The organism is Enterococcus sp. DIV1059_2 (assembly GCF_051713685.1).
GTDB classification, from domain to species: Bacteria; Bacillota; Bacilli; order Lactobacillales; family Enterococcaceae; genus Enterococcus_D; species Enterococcus_D casseliflavus.
On sequence record NZ_JBIOQK010000001.1, the window covers coordinates 3,710,998 to 3,729,786 of the forward strand.

Genomic DNA, 18,789 nt, shown 5'->3' on the forward strand with positions numbered 1-18,789 from the left:
TATTTCGTTTCTGCTTTTTTCGTTCAGATAGTTTTTGCAACTCCTTATTATACAGATGAAGTACTTTTCTGTCAAGCTTTCATTGGAAGTTACAATGCTTTTCTGACGCACCCATTTCCTAAGATTTTCTAAAGAAAAAAACAAGGCTGGTGAGGACTGTTTTTCGTAAGAAACTACTTTGCTTTTTGCCGATTTCTTGCTATGCTAACGAAAACGTTACACGTGAAACATTAGGAAGGATATCCTTATGACGACAAAAGAAAAAATACTGACCTTATTACAAAAAGAAGATACTGTACTGTCCGGAGAAAAACTAGCCCAAGCCTTGTCGATCTCTCGTACAGCAGTCTGGAAAGCCATTAAAGAACTTGAGAAAGAAGGCTATCATTTCGAACACTTGGCCAACGGCTATCGCTTTGTCTCCGCTGACCGCTACGATCAAGCAGCACTTGCAGCCGCCTTGCCGATGATCCCCACGATTCAAATCAAGGATGCTGTTGAGTCCACCATGAAAGAAGCCAAGATCGCCGCTTTGGACAGTGGACTGGCAACCCCCGCCCTTTTTTTGACCGAAACGCAAACAGGCGGTCATGGCCGCTTCGAACGACCGTTTTTCTCACCGAAAAAACAAGGGATCTACATGAGCTTGCTCTTAAAACCCAACCAAGCGTTTCAAGAATTGCCGCAATATACCGTTTTGGCGGCGGTGGCAGTCGCAGAAGCCATCGATGCCCTTCTAATGAAGGAAACGGCCATTAAGTGGGTCAACGATCTGTACTTAGATGGAAAAAAAATCTGCGGTATTTTATCTGAAGCAACCAGTGACTTTGAAACAGGCCGCATTACCTCGGTTGTAATCGGTATCGGCATCAGTTTTTCGATTCCGCAACAGCAGTTTCCAGCAGAGATTCGGGAAAAAGCGACCTCACTCTTTCCTGGTGAAGAGTATCCAACCTTTTCTCGAGCCGCGTTGATTCAAGAAATTTGGCGTCGGTTCTTCCAATTATTGGCGCAACTACCTGACATGGATTATATGCCCCGCTATCGGCAGAAATCCTTCGTTTTGGGCCGCACCGTTCAGTTTACACAACAAGGTGTGACCTATGAAGGGATCGCCAAAGACATTACTAACACCGGTGAATTGGTGGTGGAAACAGCAACGGAGCGCAAGGTGCTTTCTTCTGGAGAAATCAGTTTGGAACGGTATTGATGCTGCAAAAAGTCGCAAATCCGCTTGCTGATTCGCTGCTTTCGCAGGGAATCAGTTAAAGCAATCGCGAGCACACATGCTCCATAAACAGACCTGCTTATTCCGAAGGTTTATACAAAAGAGCAACCTAGGCAGCTCCCCTTTCTATCGGGTTTAGCCACTGTCACCAAAACTTTACTGTTGCAATCAGGATCGAAAAGAAAGCGAGCCTCATCTTTTCATACTAAGTAGGATGCTCGTTCTTTTATCATGTCTTTTCTACAGTTTTTATGCGCTCTTTCATTCCCCACATAAAAAGATCGACCTGCTCTTTCAAGAGCGGGTCGATCTTTTCTTTTATAGCAATTGCCACACCAGGCACAAAAGCAAGCCCAAGGCATAGCTGCTGTTGAATAAAATCATGTTTTTAATCGAATAGCCGAAGCTACGTGGGTGGGGCAGGCTGGTTTGATGTTCTTTCAAGTTTTGACGGATTTTCGGCAGTGTCAGAAACACGAGCAAAATTGGCCATTGAAAGAGACCAAACAAGAGGCCCAATAAAATAGCGGCATAAGACGCCAACATCATGCCTTGAAACAGACGGATACCTGCTTCGCGACCGATGTAGTACACCAGCGTATAGCGATGGTTTTCGATATCAGCTTCCAGATCCCGTAAATTATTGGCTAACATGATGTCAGCAATCGTGAAAATCAACGGCAAGGATGCCAACACGATGGCGCACACGGCCCAGAGGTTCCCCACTAAGCCAAAGGTTCCGTTCGCAAAATCCAGTGCCAGATAAAAAACTTTTTGATCAATGGTATTGATATAGATCGTGATGGCAAAAATCCCTAATCCCATCGTTACACCGCTGAACACCTCGCCTAAAGGCATCCGCGATAACGGAATGGGGCCAAAGGTATAAAAGACCCCGATAAAACAAACCACCAGCCCCATCACTAGCAGCAGCCAGCCGGTAACAAAGGTCAAGTAAAGACCGATCAGTAAGGTTCCTGCCAGCATCGCAAAAATCAGATTGCGAACAGTAGCTTCTGAGATGTTTTCGCGCCCGATCACATTGTGCTGGTATTTGTAGGTCTCTGATTTGGCTTTTTTGAAATCCATATAATTGTTGATGGACGTCGTCGTCAAATCAAACAGCAGCATCCCCAGAAAAAAAATTACAGTATTCAACGGATGAAATTCATGAAAATACACCAACGAGAACAACACACCCATAATGAAGGGGAAGACACTCGCCACCTTGGTGCGGATCTCCACCACTTCTAAAAACACTGAAAGAGACATCTTTCACTCCTCCTATTCTAAATCAGCACGATCACCCATCGTGTAGCCTGATTCCTCTGAAAGCTCAAAGGCATCTTTGATGCCGTCTGTTACGTACACTTTATCTTCTTTTGTGATAAAGATCGCATCGGTTCCCTTTTCGGTATGCTGTTCGATATAAGCCAAGCCTTCTTTGACTCCTTTATCAAACGCCACCGTAGTCAACCCGTCACCATCGATGGATTTGTCAGTGATCACAGTCACACTTGCTACATCGCTATCGTAAGGATAGCCAGTCTCAGAATCAAAAATATGGTGATACGTTTTGCCGTCTACTTCTAAGTAGCGTTCGTAGATCCCTGAAGTAACTACTGTTTTATTGGTTTCTTTGATACTGCCGATAATCGAGCCGCGAGATTTGTTTGGATCTTGGATTCCGACATTCCATGGCTCATCTGCACCGCGGTTGCTATGACCTAACACATAGACATTCCCGCCCAAATCGACGATCGCGGAAGTCACGCCATTGTCCTTCAGCACTTTGACGACTTCATCCGTGATGTAGCCTTTGGCGATCGCCCCAAGGTCAAGGATCATGTCCTTGTCTTTTAAATACACCGTGTGGTCTTCGTCGTTAAACTCGACTTGTTCATAATTGATATGTTTCAACGCTTCATCGATCTCAGATTGTTCTGGCTTGCGGGCATCATCAAAGCCGATTCGCCATAATTGGGTAATCGCACCGATGGCCATATTAAAGCCGCCTTCTGATTTCACACTATAATCATAGGCTTCTTTCAACAAATAATAGATATCATCTGAAACCTTCACTGGCTTGATGCCAGCTTGCGCATTGATTTCATCGATCTCTGACCCTGCTTGGTTGATGGTGATTTTATCGCCTAACTCTCTGATGCGGTCAAAGGCAGGCTTCATAGCGTCCTCTTTGCCTTCATCATAAATGCGAATCCGAGTATACGTACCTAATAAAAATTCTTCTTGAAAATATGGTTCTTCGCGCAGCGTCGTTGCTTCCTGATCACTGCCACAGGCTGCCAACATTGTGCCTAAAAAAACAAACATCAGAAAAAACGTTACTTTCTTTTTCATGATTTTCCTCTTTTCTATTGTCTTCAACCTTCATATAATAGCCTTTTTTTGGCAGAATGAAAAGGGGCATTCCGTGATTCCTCAACGTATTTTAGGAATCCTTAATCGAACCTTTTCTTCTTTGTAAAAAACAGTTCTTTTTTAAAAAACCTTCCCACCAGATTGCTTCCTTTTGCACGAACTTGCTTTTGTGACCTTGTTGCCCACGAAAAAAAGACAGCACTCAAAACGAATGCTGTCCTCTTCATGGAAAGAAGTTGTGATTATTCAGTAACGAAGTTATCCACTTCGATTGTTGTTTGGTCGCCTTTTTCAGCGGCATTCAACAATTGTTGTGCATAGATAACAAAGCTGTGGAAGCTGTGGGTTGCCCCTGAAACAACATCCATGTCTGCCACAGAGCCGTCTTCGGCATTGACTGCAGAAACAAAGGCTTCATTGAAGTTTGGAATGAACTCTTCTGGACTTGTACCAGATTTTGCTTCCATGTTTTCGTTGTATGATGCATCATCTTTTTTCGACTCGCCTGCTTCGTTTAGGTAGTCGTAGTTTGATTCAGAGATTTTGCCGTCAGCTACAGTCATTGAGAAGACTACGCGGTAACCGTTTGAGTAGTTCTTTTCTTCTAATGTATAGGTTCCGTCTTTCAAGTCTGCACCATTGTCGATTTCAATGGTTTCCGTGTTGCCTGCTTGCGCCGCTTGAATCAATTGTTGTGCATAGTTTTGGAAGGAATCAAAGGAATGAGTCGCGCCAGAAACTACTTCGATTGAAGAAGGGCTTTGTGCGGCAACTAACTCTTCATTGAATTTAGGAATAAATTCTTCTGGGCTGATGCCTGCTTTTTCTTTCATTGTTTCATTGTATTCAGTGTTTTCTGTTTTTGATTCGCCATCCGCATTGACGTTGTCATATTTTGATTCAACGATTTTGCCGTCTTTGACTGTGATCTCAAATGTGACACGGTAGTCGTTTTTGTAGTTCTTTTCTTCTAAACGATACGTACCATCTTGCATTGGCTCGCCTGCAACGACGGTTGCTTCTGAGCTTTCTGTAGTTGCAGAATCGCTTGCAGAAGTTTGTGATGTACTTTCACTAGTTGACGAAGAACCTGTATTGTTGTCGTCTGCTCCGCATCCCCCTAACAATAATGCTGCGAATGAAAATACCGCCATACCTACAATCAATTTCTTTGCTTTCATAATTATCCACCTTTTACTTGTTTATTTTCCCCACAAAAAAGTTTGTGATACATCTAACATTGTAAAGTAAATTTACGAGATGTCAACCGCTTCCTTTCCGCTTTTTCAATAAAAAATGACTTATTTTTTGATTTTCGCAAGTTTTCACGAATTTCAGGAAATATGCGTTTTTTTCATCAGAATCGTTAGACAAATGAACCATTTGTCTATATAATAGGAACGATTGTGTAATTATTATCATAGATTATTTTTATTAAGGAGAGATTTGCAATGGCAAAGAAAAACATTGTCGTTGTCGGTGCCGGTTATGCAGGCGTTTCTGCTACGAAGTACATGGCAAAGAAATTGAAAAAAGACAATGATGTTGAGATAACATTGATCGACCGTCACTCTTATCATACGATGATGACTGAACTGCATGAAGTCGCTGGAGGACGTGTAGAACCTACCGCAATTCAATATGACTTGCAGCGCTTGTTCTCACGCAAGAAAAATGTTCGTTTAGTAACCGATACAGTAACTGGGATCGATAAAGAAAATAAAACCGTCCAAACAAAATTAGGCAGCTATTCATTTGACTACTTGATCTTAGGGATGGGTGGCGAACCGAATGACTTCGGTACACCTGGTGTCAAAGAAAATGGCTTTACTCTATGGTCATTTGACGATGCTGTCCGCATTCGCGAACACATTGAAAAAACTGTCGCAAAAGCAGCGATCGAACCAGATGCAGCATTACGTAAAGCAATGTTGACGTTTGTCGTTTGTGGTTCTGGATTTACTGGGATCGAAATGATCGGTGAACTGATCGATTGGAAAGATCGTTTAGCTTCCGATTATAAATTGGACCCAAGTGAAATCAGCTTGAAAGTCGTTGAAGCAATGCCAACGATCTTAAACATGCTTGATCGTAACGATGCAGCCAAAGCAGAACGTTACTTGAAGAAAAACAATGTTGATCTTGTCTTGAATGCACCAATCGTTGAAGTGGCACCTGACCACATCAAACTAAAAGATGGTTCAACGATCCCAACCCACACATTGATCTGGACTGCGGGCGTCAAAGGAACTAGCGATGCTGCTGATTTCGGTTTAGAAACCGCTCGTGGTTTCCGTCTAGTTGCCAATGAGTACATGGAAGCAAAAGGCTACGAAGACAAAAACATCTATATTATCGGTGACTTGGTTTACTTCGAAGAATTCCCGAACACACCAACACCACAAATCGTGCAAGCAGCTGAACAAACTGGGCACACTGCAGCAACGAATATCGTTTCAGCCATCAAAGGCGGCGAAAAACATAAATTCAAAGGAAACTACCAAGGATTTATGGTTTCCATCGGTGCCAAATGGGGCGTGGCGAACTTATTCAATAAGATTCACCTGAGCGGTTTCTTAGCGATCATTATGAAACATATCGTTAACTTGAAATACTTCTTTGATATTCGTTCTGGTTACTACATGTTCCAATACTTGATGCATGAAATCTTCCACATCAAAGATGACCGGACAGTCGCTCGTGGTCATACGTCTCGTTACGGAAACGTCTTGTGGAGTGTTCCGCTTCGTATTTTCTATGGTCTTGTCTGGTTCGTTGAAGCCTTCAAGAAAATTTTGGGTACGAATGGGGAAGTCTTCAAACCTGGTACTTGGTTCGGTGAAGGTTCTTGGTTCCAAGGCAACAGCGTTTTCCCTTGGACTTGGGAATACCAAACAGTCGCTGATGCAGCAAGTGGTGCTAGTGAAGCAGCCGATGCAGCAAGTGCCGCTAGTGGTGCCGGTGAAGCAGCCGATGCAGCGACACAAGCCGCACACTTCGGTTTGAGCTATGCCTACGGTGAGCAACCAATGATCGTGATTGAAAAATCACCTGACTGGTTCACAAAAGTTATGCAATTTATCATGCCAAACAACGACGTTGCAATGTTCTTCCAAAAATTCATGGTCTTCTTTGAAATTGCTTTAGCTCTTGCATTGATGGCTGGTCTCTTCACTTGGTTAGTAAACGCAACGACTATCGTTTTAGTGTTGACTTTCTGTATGTCTGGTATGTTCTACTGGGTAAACATCTGGTTCATTCCAGTTGCATTTGCCTTGATGAACGGTTCAGGACGCGCAGTCGGTTTAGACCGTTGGGTAATCCCATGGTTGCAACGTACCCTTGGAAAATGGTGGTACGGTACCCCTCGCTCCTTATACGGCAATAAATAAGCCAGCAAAATAGAATACCTGTACGACTTCATGAGACTAAGACATTCTGATTTTCAATCAGTGTCTTGGTCTCTTTCCAAGTACAGAACTTTTTCTTGATCGTCCTTGCACAGAAATCGGTGGATTATTGAGGATTCAGCTAGTAGAATCTTGTCTTCTTATGCTAGAATGAGACACATCACATGAAAGAACAGGAGTCTTTTTTGATGAAATTAAAAGAATTTATCCGCGATGCCCATTTAAAACCATGGGATGGCGTCATCATACTTGTTTTGATCCTCAGCTCTTTTTTACCGATTTTTATTTTTGGCCAGACGCAAACAGCGGACAAAGAAGCCGTCTTGCGGGTCGATGGGACAGAAATCAAGCGTTTTGACTTAGTTGAAGGTCAAAAAACGTACACCTATCTTTATGAAGATGAAGATGGCGATACCAATTTACTGGAGATCGAAGGGGATCGGATCCGAATCAAGGAAGCCGATTGCGGCGACCAGATTTGTGTCCGCCGTGGCTGGGCCAGTAAAAATGGGGAAACCATCGTCTGTCTGCCTCATAAATTGGTGATCGAAATCCAAGCCGCAGATGGGAGTGAGACCGACGATTTAATCTATTGATCGTTTGCTTATGAGTCGATTACAACGAATAATTTTCATCTCACTGCTGGTCGCCCAAGGGGTCGTGATTGGTTTAGTTGAAAATATGATCCCTTATCCATTTGCCTTTGCGCCTGGTGCGAAACTAGGTTTGGCAAATTTAATTACCATTATTGCTTTGTTCACCATGCCAAAAAAAGACAGCTTTCTCTTAATTTGGCTAAGACTGATCTTAACGACGTTACTAGGAGGAACGGTTTCGACCTTCTTATATAGTATGAGCGGTTCCTTACTGAGCTACTTTGGGATGTCTTTGGTGAAACAGTTGGGGCCTAAGCGTGTCAGTATCATCGGCATTAGTGCGGCCGGCGGGTTCTTACACAACGTCGGACAGTTGATCACTGCCTCATGGATCGCTCAATCCTGGAGCGTGATGCTCTACTTGCCGGTCCTGTCTTTCTTTGGGATCTTGTCCGGGATCGCTATCGGGATCGCCGCCAACTACTTGCTGCGCCGTGTCGAAACACTGCGCCGTTTTCAAATTGATTATGAACGCCAGACCAAAGTCAAATGGCGCTCGGATTCAGAATAAAGGAGTTAATTATGAAACTTCATTCCATGTGGCAAGAGTATCCAGCACTGCAAGCTGACTTATCTGCCTCCTTGCAATTGATGGAAAAATCATTAAAACTAAAAAACAAAGAGGTCGAACAAGCGATCCTGTCCATGATCCATTCAGGTGGGAAACTGTTGCGTCCTGCTTATCAGCTGCTCTTTTCTGCTTATGGCAGCGACAAAGATCGTGAAAAAGCCGTCGCATTGGCGGCCTCGATCGAAATGCTCCACACTGCCTCGTTGATCCACGACGATATCGTCGATCATGCGGACACCCGCCGCAAGCTGCCGACCATTCGTTCCGAATTTGGCAACGATGTCGCTGTCTATGCTGGTGATTACCTCTTCGTCTGCTGCTTTAAATTGATGGCGGATTATGCTAGCTCCATGAAAAGCTTGCAGATGAATTCCCGTAGTATGGAAAAAATCCTGGCCGGCGAATTAGGACAAATGAGCAAACGATACGATTTGTCCGTCACTGTCGAGGATTACTTAGAAAACATTCGCGGCAAAACCGCTGAGTTGTTTGCTTTAAGCTGCTTCATCGGAGCTTACGAAAGCGGCACCTCCTTGCGCTTTGCCAATCAAGCCCGTGAGATCGGTGAAGCCATTGGTCTTGCCTTTCAAATCATGGATGACGTCTTGGATTACAGCCAAGATGCGGCTGCTTTAGGGAAACCAGTATTGGAAGATGTTCGGCAAGGCGTCTATTCCCTGCCGCTGTTAATGGTACTGAAAAGTGACCGCCAACGGCTGCTCCCATTGCTGGAAAAACAAGACGCTATGACGGACACCGACACCCACGAAGTCTATCGGATCGTCCAAGAAAGTGCTGGGATCGAGGAAGCCAAGAAACTCGCTGCCGACTATACGAAAAAAGCTTTGCAGGCGATCCAGAAATTACCTGAGACCAAAGATGAAACCAAAACGTATCTTTACCAGATCACTGCTCAGATCCTTGGGCGAAGCAATTGATCTAATGAACGAACACCAAAAAAGCATGGTCGCTGCCAAAGCGATCATGCTTTTTTAGTTGAGCAAGGGAATCCCTCATGAACTCATTTCTCTTTGGGCAAACACTAAATCTGCAGCAACATAGGAAGAGGTAAAGGTTTTGCGGTATTGGTTCGGTGTATAGCTGGTTTCACGTTTGAAGATCCGGGCGTAATAACCCGCATCATCATACCCCACTTGTTCAGCGATAGCAGCAATGGAATCCTCCGTAGTAACCAGCAGCTTTTTGCTTTGTTCTATTCGATAAAACGTCAAATATTTAGTAAAAGTCATCCCAGTGGCTTCTTTAAAAATCCGGCTGATATAGTTGCGATGCATGTGGCTGAAAGCAGCAAGGACATCTAAGGTGATCGGCTCTTGATAGTTGAGATGGATGTATTCAATGATCTGATTGACTTGTTCAGCAATATTATCAGTGATCGCTGACGTGGAATAGTGCAATAGGGAAATTTGATTCAACGAGAGAATACTACGGTGGATACTGTGCTGAAGCTCTTGCTTGCTTAAAGGCCGCACTAAGTAATCGATGGCTCCGCAGCGCAGTGAGCGATGAAGATTGTCGAAGTTCTTCGTCTCATCAATCAAAATCAGTTTGATGTTCGGCTGTTTTTTCATGACTTCGGCTGTCCAATAAAAAGGATCTTCGGCCTCATTAGAGATTGACAAGATGAGGATATCAACGTGTACTTTCCCAGCGATCGATACCGTTTCAGCCATTGTCCAAGCATCTTGCAAGAGCGTGGCGTTAAAAAAATCTTTTCTGACCACTTGTTTTATCTGATTTCGTTCCTTTTCATCTGGGGTGGAAACTAAAATGTAGCACATGAAAGCAGCTCCTTTCCGTGTTCTCTTTTTCAAATTATACCATATTTAATCATTTATCATTAAGTTTATTGCTTTTTATGAACAATAACAACACATGTTAAAAATATAACAATCTTGGATAAAATTGTCCTGAAACAGCATAGAACCCTCCTAAAGAAAACGCTTACTTTCGCATATAATTAAAGTATAAAAAACAAGGAGGATGATTGATATGATGACAGAGACAAAGATGCACAGTCCCTTAACACTGGTTGATTCCTTAATGAAACAAGCGTCAGACGCCCAAGAACTTTATCGTACTGCCTCGCAAGAAACGGTTGATTACGTGGTGGGAAAAGCTGCAGAGAAACTGACCAGCCACTCGATGCACTTAGCAAAATTGGCACAGAAAGAAACCGGCTTTGGAAACGCAGAAGATAAAAACATCAAAAATTTATTTGCCAGTGAAATATTATATAACAGTATCAAAGATATGCCGACGGTTGGAATCGTAGAAGAAATTCCTGAGAAAAAGATGCTAAAAATCGTTGCGCCATTGGGGGTCTTAGTTGCTTTGATCCCCTCCACCAATCCTACATCCACCACGATTTTCAAAGTACTTTTGGCATTGAAAACGAAAAATGCAATCATCTTGTCCCCTCACCCCCGAGCGCTGCAGGCAATCAAGGAGACCGTGTCCCTCTTTAAAGAGGTGCTGCAAGCATGCGGATTGCCGATCGATTTGGTTCAATTACTAGAAGAACCGACAATTGAGGATACCCAAAAATTGATGGCACATCCCGATACCGATCTAATCTTGGCTACTGGTGGTAAAGCGATGGTTCGAATCGCATATTCTTCCGGCAATCCAGCAATCGGTGTCGGCCCTGGTAATACCCCTGCACTGCTAGAAAAATCTGCAGACATCGCGAAAGCCGTTGATCAGATCATCCGTAGCAAAACCTTCGATTATGGGACGATCTGCGCCTCTGAACAGGCATTAGTCGTTGAGCAATCGATCAAAGATACAGTGATCTCTGAATTGAAAGCAAATCACGGCTACTTTTTGAATCAAGAAGAGTCTGAAAGGCTGGCTGATTTTATCACCACGGCTGAGGGCGGTTTGAATCCCCGGATCATCGGTCAGCCAGCAGTTAAAATTGCCGAAATGAGCGGTCTGTCGGTCCCAAGTGATACGAAAATCCTCGTTTCGGAACAGACGGTCATCGCTAAAGACAATCCCTATGCGCGGGAGAAACTTTCGCCGATCCTCGCGTTTTATACCGTGGCTGATGCCGAGGAAGGCATTCGTTTTTGCCAAGAGTTGCTAAAGATCCAAGGTGCTGGACACACCGCTGTCGTTCATACCAAAGACGATACCTTTGTTCGTGAATTTGGGCTGGCGATCCCTTCTGCCCGAATCTTAGTCAATACCCAAGCAGCTTTAGGAGCCATTGGAGGCACCACGAACTTAAATCCTTCCTTGACTCTAGGTTGCGGGTCCCATGGAGGCGGCAGTACTTCAGAAAATATCCATGTCGCACAGCTTTTAAACACGCACTACATCGCTTACGATGTCGAAAAATAAAGAACCTAGGTGCTTCAAGATAAGCGGCTGAACAATACAGCCCCTTCCTTTCATAAAAACGAGCAGGGAAGAACGATCCATTCGTTTTTCCCTGCTCGTTTTTCTTCTATTTACTAGTTAACGCATCGTCACAAATTCTTCTGACCCCGTCGGATGAATGGCAACGGTTTGATCAAAGTCTGCTTTTGTAGCACCCATTTTGATGGCTACAGCGAAGCCTTGCAGCATTTCATCGACACCGATCCCGATGCCGTGCAGACCGATGATTTTTTCTTCTTTTCCTAAGCACACCAATTTCATCTCACATTTTTGGCGATACTCATTTAAAGCAAAATACATCGGTGTAAAGCGCGAGCGATACACCTTTATCTGCTCTTGGCCGTATTTTGCCAAGGCTGCTTCTTCGGATAAACCAATCGTGGCAATCGGTGGATGAGTAAAGATGACCGTCGGCACTAAGTGATAATCCAAGTACGCATCGCTTTGACCGTTGAACAAGCGTTCAGACAAGCGTCGACCGGCGGCGATCGCAACCGGGGTCAAATCCAATTTTCCGATGACATCGCCCACCGCAAAAATCGAGTCAGCTGTGGTATTTTGATATTTGTCCACAATGATAAACCCTTTTTCATCCAATTGGACATCGGTGTTTTCCAGACCTAACTTATCCGTATTCGGCACGCGACCACCAGCAAAAAGGACGCAATCGCCGGTCAAGGTTTCGCCATTTTCAAAGTGAACGAGATACTCGTCACCTTCTTTAATGATACGAGAGGCAACGTAGCCTGCATAAGTTTCGATTCCTGATTCTTGGTACATCTCCACGAGATTATCCGCAAGCATCTTGTCAAAGGTTCGTAATGGCCGCTCTTTGCGGTACGCCCAAGCCACTTGGCTGCCCAGCTGTTGGCTGACACCGCTGATTTCGGCTGCGATGTAGCCTGCCCCTAAGACGACCATACGCTTTGGTGCTTCTCGCAACGCAAAAAAACCATTCGAGTCAATGGCGTACTCACCGCCGGGAATATTCATCGCGCTAGGTTTTCCACCGGTGGCAATCAAAATATTTGCTGCATGGTAGTTTTCCCCATTGACGGTAACCGTGTGGTTATCCACAAACTGTGCATAACCGTGGATAACTTCTACATTGTTACTGTCTAAGCCTTTTTGATAGGCTGTGTGTAAAAAATCAATGTATTTTTCACGGTTATCCACAAGCTCAGTAAAATTAAATTTATCCACATGTGGATAAATGCCGTAGCTAGTTGCGTCCCGCTTGATCATTTCTAACATCTCACTAGCTTGCCACATGACTTTTTTCGGTACACAACCGACATTGACACAGGTGCCGCCTAATTCATTGCCTTCGATCAATAATACTTTGGCGCCGTGCATCCCTGCCCGATTGGCTGAGGCGATTCCGCCACTGCCGCCACCAATTACTATGTAGTCGTATGTTTCCATATTTGTTATTTCCTCCTTAAAATTGTCTATGTTCTCATCGATCCTTTTTGGCTGGATTGATTCAACAAAAAAAGCCGAGAGAAACTCTCGACCTTATTTTTTCTTCCGAATCATGTCTCCGACTTCCACCGGTTCTTTGACCGGCATCGTCAACAGCATCATAGGATTTGGTGCACGATCGATGGATTCACCGTCTTCATTATACATGACTTCGACGGTTTGGTGAAAGTGATGGAATCCGGGACCGTAAAATTCGATTTCATCGCCAACGGAAAAGTGGTTCCGTTGCCGAATCGTAGCTATTTTTGTTGCCGGATCATACGCCATGACTTCCCCAATAAATTTGTATTGCGGAATTTTCCGACGCGGACCAAACAACTGCTCATTTTCACTTGGGGTATCGTAGTAAAAGCCTGAGGCAAGCTCGCGCTGCGCAACTTTCCACAGTTCATCGATCCATTCTTGTTTGCAGACATAGTTCTCTGGATCGGCCATGTAACTGTCCACGGCTGCTTTATAAACGTTCGCCACGGTTGAAACATAGTGGATCGATTTCATACGGCCTTCGATTTTGAAACTATCCACGCCGTTTTCAATCAAATCCGGGATATGTTCGATCATCGACATATCCACAGCACTCATGGAAAACTCTTCTTCCACTGTCCCGTTTTTAGTCAAACTGTTTCGTTCCGTTGCAAAGGGCATGTCAAACAGATCATATTTCCAGCGGCAAGATTGCGAACAGCCGCCGCGATTGGCGTCTCGCATCGACATATGATTGGACAAAGTACAACGGCCAGAATAAGAAATACACATGGCGCCATGAATAAAGGCTTCGATCTCCACGCTAGTATTTTTGCGGATCTCAGCGACTTCCTCCATCGACACTTCTCGGGCGAGAACAACCCGTTCTAGGCCTTCTTCCCGCCAAAATTCCAATGTTTCATAGTTTGTGGCACTGGCTTGGGTGGACAAATGGATCGGTAGACCTGGCGCTTCTGTTGCGCAGATCTGGATCAAAGCGGGATCAGAAACGATCACTGCCGAAATACCGACATCTCGCAATTCCCGAAAGAATTCCCCTGCACCTTCTTGATTGCCCTCGTGGGTCACCATGTTGGCTGCTACATAGACTTTTGCGTTGTGGGCTTTGGCAAAAGCCACCCCTTCCGCCATTTCTTCATAGGTAAAGTTTCCCGCGCGACTCCGTAGACCATAGGCATTGCCGCCGATATAGACAGCGTCAGCGCCATAGTGGATCGCTGTTTTTAATTTTTCTAACGTACCAGCTGGTGCTAACACTTCTGGTCGTTTCAATGCTTGTTTAACGGTCATTTGTTCTTGCTCCTTACTTGATATCGTCAGGATCGATGGCATAAAATCCAGTGTCCAACCCACGTTCTGCTGGATGAAGTTGGGCAACTTGTTCACTGAGCACAGTTGCTTGCTCTGCTTGCCACTTCCCACTTTCCACAAGGCTCTTGGCTTGGGCAAACAGCTTAGCAATTGCCACAAAGGCAGCCCCTCGTGTATAGATTCCGTCCAGCTTCCAGGTTTGAAAGCCTGTTGCGGCTAATTCCCCCAGCTGCAGCATCAGATTGATGTCGTTATTGGCAAAAATGTGCGTGCCGTGGCTATCTTCATAAATGGAATAGTGAGTTTCTTCTTTTTTCGGTTCAGATAAAAACAACCCACGGTCGTGGTTCTTTTCTTCCGATTGTTGGGTATAGTTATAATAATTTTGTAAAAGCGGACGCTTCGATTGGTGAATGCAGGTCGCACCATAAACCAATACTTCCACAGGAATATTTAGTTGTGGTGCCATGATTTTCATTTCCTCGAAAGGAACTTCTCGCGCTAAAACGGCTGCCTTTGCTCCTTTTTGTCCCCAAAAATTGATTTGACGAGCGCTCGTTACTAAGGTTTCCCCTGCATAAATAAATGGCACGGCACATTCTGGATTTTGCTTCATGCGGTAAATGATCCCAGGATCTCCGAGAGCGATTTGATCGGCTTGATTGGTCTTCAGAAATGCTAGGTATTCTGGAATCCGCTTCATTTTTTCTGGATGCATGATGCCATTGACTGCGATCGTCACTTTCTTTCCAGCTTCGTGGGCCATGTCGATCAGTCTGATTTGCTCTTCACGAGAAAAAGAGGCCGGTAGGCGCAGCCCGAATGTCTCTTCTCCAAAAAACAATGTATCAACATAAGGGATGAGCTGCTGTGCTTGCTCGATCGATTCCACCGTGGCGATAATCTCAACCATAATACTCCTCCTTTTTTCAACTCATTCATAGTATCACACAGCAGGATTCTTTCCAAGAGGTCTCGTTACTCTTTTTTTCACGAATATCGCTTTTTCCGTTAATCAACCGTTGTCATAAAGCTATTTAGAAGGATATTTTTTTGTGAATCATCAATCATAATTAATAGAGATCACTTGATCACTACTAGACATAGCAAGACAAAAAAGCGACGTTTCTATGGGTGCCGATTACTCGACCATAGAAACGCCGCTGCCGTTATTGGCTCGACTTAAACTTGTTGCAAGACCCGTGCTTGTCCCTCTTTGACATTGAGAGTGATCGATCCTTTGGAAGCACCAATCGTCACTTTGTCACCTAAATGAATTTGTCCTGATAGGAGCGCTTCACTTAAACGGTCTTCGACTTCTTTTTGCAATGCTCGACGAATCGGCCGTGCCCCATATTCTGGATCAAAACCAGCTTTACCGATCACATCGATGGCAGATGGCGTGATCTTCAATTGGATGTCTTGGTTGCTTAACCGTTTGATGATCGCTTTGCTCATAATCTTCACGATTTCGTGGATCTCCCCTTCACCTAAGGATTGGAAGACCACTGTTTCATCCACACGGTTCAAGAACTCTGGACGGAAGGCTTTTTTCAGCTCTTCTAAGATCCGTTTTTGCATCGCTTGGTGATCTTTCGTTAAATCAGTGACATTGAATCCAACGCTTTTTTCTTCGCGGATTTGTTGGGCACCGATATTAGAAGTCATGATCAAAATCGTGTTGCGGAAATCGACCTTCCGACCTTTGGCATCCGTCAAATGTCCATCATCTAGCACTTGCAAGAGGATATTGAAGACATCGGGATGGGCTTTTTCTACCTCGTCCAATAAGATGACGGAGTAAGGTTTTGAACGGATTTTTTCCGTCAATTGCCCACCTTCATCATAGCCGACATAGCCTGGCGGTGAACCGATCAAACGGCTCGTGCTGTATTTTTCCATAAATTCGGACATATCGACACGAACCAAGGCATCTTCACTACCAAACATCGCTTCCGCTAAGGCTTTGGCAAGCTCGGTTTTCCCGACACCAGTCGGGCCTAAGAACATGAAGGAACCAATTGGGCGGTTGGGGTCTTTCAACCCACTGCGGGCACGACGGATCGAACGAGCGACTGCTTTGACCGCTTCTTCTTGGCCAACTACCCGTTGATGCAAGATCTTTTCAAGATCCAACAAGCGTTCGCTTTCTTTTTTCTCCATCTGTTGCAAAGGTACACCAGTCCATTGGGAAACGACCGTGGCAACATCTTCTGCAGTAACACTATCGGCATAGCCTGACGCTTCTTTGACTTCCATAAACGCCACTTCCGTCAGTTGTTGGGTCAATTTCTTTTCCTTGATTCGCAGACGAGCTGCTGCTTCAAAATCTTGCTGGCGAATGGCTGCTTCTTTTTCTTCGATCAAGTTAGCGATCTCGTTTTGTAGATCTGCCAATTCCGAACTTTCATCGGTTTTGTCTAGACGCACTTTGGCTGCTGATTCATCCATCAAATCGATGGCTTTATCTGGTAATTGGCGCGAATTGATGTAACGTACGGACAATTGCACAGCGGCGTGTAACGCATCATCAGAAATTTCCACCCCATGATGTTCTTCATAACGAGGACGCAAGCCCCGCAAAATTTCTTCCGCTTCTTCTGGTGTTGGTTCGTCGACTTGCACTCGGGCAAAACGGCGTTCTAACGCAGAATCTTTTTCAATGTATTTTTGATACTCATCTAGCGTTGTGGCACCGATGGTTTGCAATTCTCCACGGGCTAAGGCTGGTTTCAGAATATTCGAGGCATCAATCGCCCCTTCGGCTCCGCCGGCCCCAATCAGTGTATGCAATTCATCAATGAATAAGATGATTTGACCATCTTGATAGATCTCATCGATGATTTTTTTCATTCGGTCCTCAAATTCTCCACGGTATTTCGTTCCAGCAACTAAAGCCCCCATGTCCAGCATCATCAAACGTTTGTTTTGCATGTCTTCTGGGACTTCCCCATTGATGATTTTTTGGGCTAAGCCTTCGGCGATCGCGGTTTTCCCAACACCAGGTTCCCCAACGAGAACAGGGTTGTTTTTGGTCCGACGGCTAAGGATCTGGATCAGCCGTTTGACTTCTTTGGCACGACCGACAACAGGATCTAGCCGTTTTTCACGGGCTAATTTGGTCAAATCACGGGCTAAGGAATCCAAGGTCGGTGTTCCTTGCTGCGCTTTGGCTTGGGCTGGACGACGACGACCAGCACTTCCGTTGGTTTTGCTTTCATTGAAGCCCATTTTTTTCTTCAAAAGCTGACGCATTTTCGCGAGACTCAAGCCGAGATTCAGCATGATTCGTGAAGCCAAAATGTCTTCGTCTCTTAATAAGCCTAATAATAGATGTTCGGTACCGATCTGTGGTGCCCCTAAACGCTTGGCTTCATCCCCTGCATAAGCAAATGTATGTTTTGCTCGTGGTGAATACGCGAGATAGGCGTTTTCTGGGTATTGACGAACGGTGCCATACCCTGTTAAATGTTCGATTTCTTCACGAATATCGTTTTCTGTGATATTCATTTCCCGTAACGTTTTGCCAGCGATCCCGTTTTGTTCAATGACCAGTGCCAATAGAATATGTTCAGAACCTACCGCTTGGTGCTTAAAGTATTTTGCTTCTTCTTGGGCGATAGCCAAAACGGCTTTCGCGCGTTGGGTGAATAATTCATCCATCTCTTTCACTTCCTGTCTTCGTAACTTAATCGTTCTAGAATTGCATGGAGCAAATCAGCTCGTGTTCTATTTTCATAAGGAGAACGTCCTAGAACTGCTTTCGCGATGACGGTCAACAATAAATTGCCTTCTCGCTTGGACAGGATTCCTTCCTCATAAAGTTTCTGGATTATTGCATACGCATCTTTTTCCGAGATGGTTTCATCGAATAGTTGATTCATTTCTTTTAAATAGTGGTGGCTGTCAGTAATTTTGACTTTCTCGATCCGAATATAGCCGCCCCCGCCGCGTTTACTTTCAACCGCATAGCCTCTTTGAACGGTAAAGCGGGTATTGATCACGTAATTTATTTGTGAGGGCACGCAGTTGAACAAATTTGCCATTTCTGCGCGACGAATCTCAATGGTTTCACTGTCTTCAAGAATTTTCTTCAAATATGCTTCAATCAAATCGGAAGTGTTGTGATGACTCAATTCATTCCCTCCCTTGACTAATTCTGACCTTCATTATACCCAATTTTTGAATCCTTGGAAAGATGTACGCTTGCACAAAAGGAAGGTCTAAAGGAAATTTTAAAGACACTTATCCCTCGCTTCAGCTTTTTTAGCTACAAAAAGAAACAAGCAGCTCGTCGGGGAACAAAAAGAGAATTCTTTGGTCCCCGAAGGCTGCTTGGTTAAAGTATTGGAT

The 18,789-nt window shown here is 44.5% G+C and carries 15 protein-coding genes; 6 read left to right on the forward strand and 9 right to left on the reverse strand.

Features of this window, described 5'->3' with window-relative positions:
- Positions 1 to 247: 247 nt before the first annotated feature.
- On the forward strand, positions 248 to 1,210 hold the full coding sequence (locus tag IGI72_RS17590; protein WP_438755009.1) for a biotin--[acetyl-CoA-carboxylase] ligase: 963 nt from the start codon (positions 248 to 250) through the stop codon (positions 1,208 to 1,210).
- A 336-nt stretch (positions 1,211 to 1,546) separates the two neighbouring features.
- Here the strand turns inward: IGI72_RS17590 and menA are convergent, their stop codons facing one another.
- The 3 genes from menA to pplA all read right to left on the reverse strand — a co-directional run bounded on the left by menA (position 1,547) and on the right by pplA (position 4,791).
- Positions 1,547 to 2,500 (reverse strand): 1,4-dihydroxy-2-naphthoate polyprenyltransferase, encoded by a 954-nt coding sequence (menA, locus tag IGI72_RS17595; protein ID WP_438755011.1) that lies wholly within the window; start codon positions 2,498 to 2,500, stop codon positions 1,547 to 1,549.
- Between the two features lie 12 nt (positions 2,501 to 2,512).
- Positions 2,513 to 3,589, reverse strand: coding sequence for an FAD:protein FMN transferase (locus IGI72_RS17600; RefSeq protein ID WP_438755013.1), 1,077 nt, complete (start codon positions 3,587 to 3,589; stop codon positions 2,513 to 2,515).
- Between the two features lie 263 nt (positions 3,590 to 3,852).
- A complete protein-coding gene (pplA, locus tag IGI72_RS17605) occupies positions 3,853 to 4,791 on the reverse strand; it encodes an extracellular electron transfer flavoprotein PplA (RefSeq protein WP_016608361.1) in 939 nt (312 codons plus the stop codon).
- 270 nt (positions 4,792 to 5,061) lie between these two features.
- Between pplA and IGI72_RS17610 the strand changes: the two genes are divergently transcribed.
- The 4 genes from IGI72_RS17610 to IGI72_RS17625 all read left to right on the forward strand — a co-directional run bounded on the left by IGI72_RS17610 (position 5,062) and on the right by IGI72_RS17625 (position 9,185).
- Positions 5,062 to 7,002, forward strand: coding sequence for an NAD(P)/FAD-dependent oxidoreductase (locus IGI72_RS17610; protein ID WP_005230327.1), 1,941 nt, complete (start codon positions 5,062 to 5,064; stop codon positions 7,000 to 7,002).
- A gap of 206 nt (positions 7,003 to 7,208) precedes the next feature.
- The gene (locus IGI72_RS17615; RefSeq protein WP_010748871.1) at positions 7,209 to 7,616 is read left to right on the forward strand and encodes a NusG domain II-containing protein; all 408 of its coding nucleotides are present in this window, start codon (positions 7,209 to 7,211) and stop codon (positions 7,614 to 7,616) included.
- A 10-nt stretch (positions 7,617 to 7,626) separates the two neighbouring features.
- Positions 7,627 to 8,187, forward strand: a complete 561-nt coding sequence (locus tag IGI72_RS17620; protein ID WP_005232987.1) for a Gx transporter family protein — start codon at positions 7,627 to 7,629, stop codon at positions 8,185 to 8,187.
- An 11-nt stretch (positions 8,188 to 8,198) separates the two neighbouring features.
- Complete coding sequence (locus IGI72_RS17625; protein WP_438755016.1) at positions 8,199 to 9,185, forward strand: polyprenyl synthetase family protein; 987 nt, start codon at positions 8,199 to 8,201, stop codon at positions 9,183 to 9,185.
- 75 nt (positions 9,186 to 9,260) lie between these two features.
- Here IGI72_RS17625 and IGI72_RS17630 read toward each other — a convergent pair whose 3' ends face one another.
- Positions 9,261 to 10,049 (reverse strand): helix-turn-helix domain-containing protein, encoded by a 789-nt coding sequence (locus tag IGI72_RS17630; RefSeq protein WP_438755018.1) that lies wholly within the window; start codon positions 10,047 to 10,049, stop codon positions 9,261 to 9,263.
- Positions 10,050 to 10,260: 211 nt separating this feature from the next.
- Here IGI72_RS17630 and IGI72_RS17635 point away from each other — a divergent pair, with 211 nt between their 5' ends.
- A complete protein-coding gene (locus IGI72_RS17635) occupies positions 10,261 to 11,616 on the forward strand; it encodes an aldehyde dehydrogenase family protein (RefSeq protein ID WP_284591778.1) in 1,356 nt (451 codons plus the stop codon).
- Between the two features lie 117 nt (positions 11,617 to 11,733).
- On the opposite strand, the gene gor is transcribed toward IGI72_RS17635, so the two are convergent.
- The 5 genes from gor to IGI72_RS17660 form a co-directional block, all read right to left on the reverse strand.
- Positions 11,734 to 13,080, reverse strand: coding sequence for a glutathione-disulfide reductase (gor, locus tag IGI72_RS17640; protein ID WP_086338830.1), 1,347 nt, complete (start codon positions 13,078 to 13,080; stop codon positions 11,734 to 11,736).
- 93 nt (positions 13,081 to 13,173) lie between these two features.
- Positions 13,174 to 14,415, reverse strand: a complete 1,242-nt coding sequence (locus IGI72_RS17645) for a peptidase U32 family protein (RefSeq protein ID WP_438755020.1) — start codon at positions 14,413 to 14,415, stop codon at positions 13,174 to 13,176.
- Positions 14,416 to 14,428: 13 nt separating this feature from the next.
- The gene (locus tag IGI72_RS17650) at positions 14,429 to 15,349 is read right to left on the reverse strand and encodes a peptidase U32 family protein (protein WP_074934236.1); all 921 of its coding nucleotides are present in this window, start codon (positions 15,347 to 15,349) and stop codon (positions 14,429 to 14,431) included.
- A 269-nt stretch (positions 15,350 to 15,618) separates the two neighbouring features.
- On the reverse strand, positions 15,619 to 18,099 hold the full coding sequence (locus IGI72_RS17655; RefSeq protein ID WP_010748867.1) for an ATP-dependent Clp protease ATP-binding subunit: 2,481 nt from the start codon (positions 18,097 to 18,099) through the stop codon (positions 15,619 to 15,621).
- Positions 18,100 to 18,104: 5 nt separating this feature from the next.
- On the reverse strand, positions 18,105 to 18,572 hold the full coding sequence (locus IGI72_RS17660; RefSeq protein ID WP_005230319.1) for a CtsR family transcriptional regulator: 468 nt from the start codon (positions 18,570 to 18,572) through the stop codon (positions 18,105 to 18,107).
- Between the last annotated feature and the right edge of the window lie 217 nt (positions 18,573 to 18,789).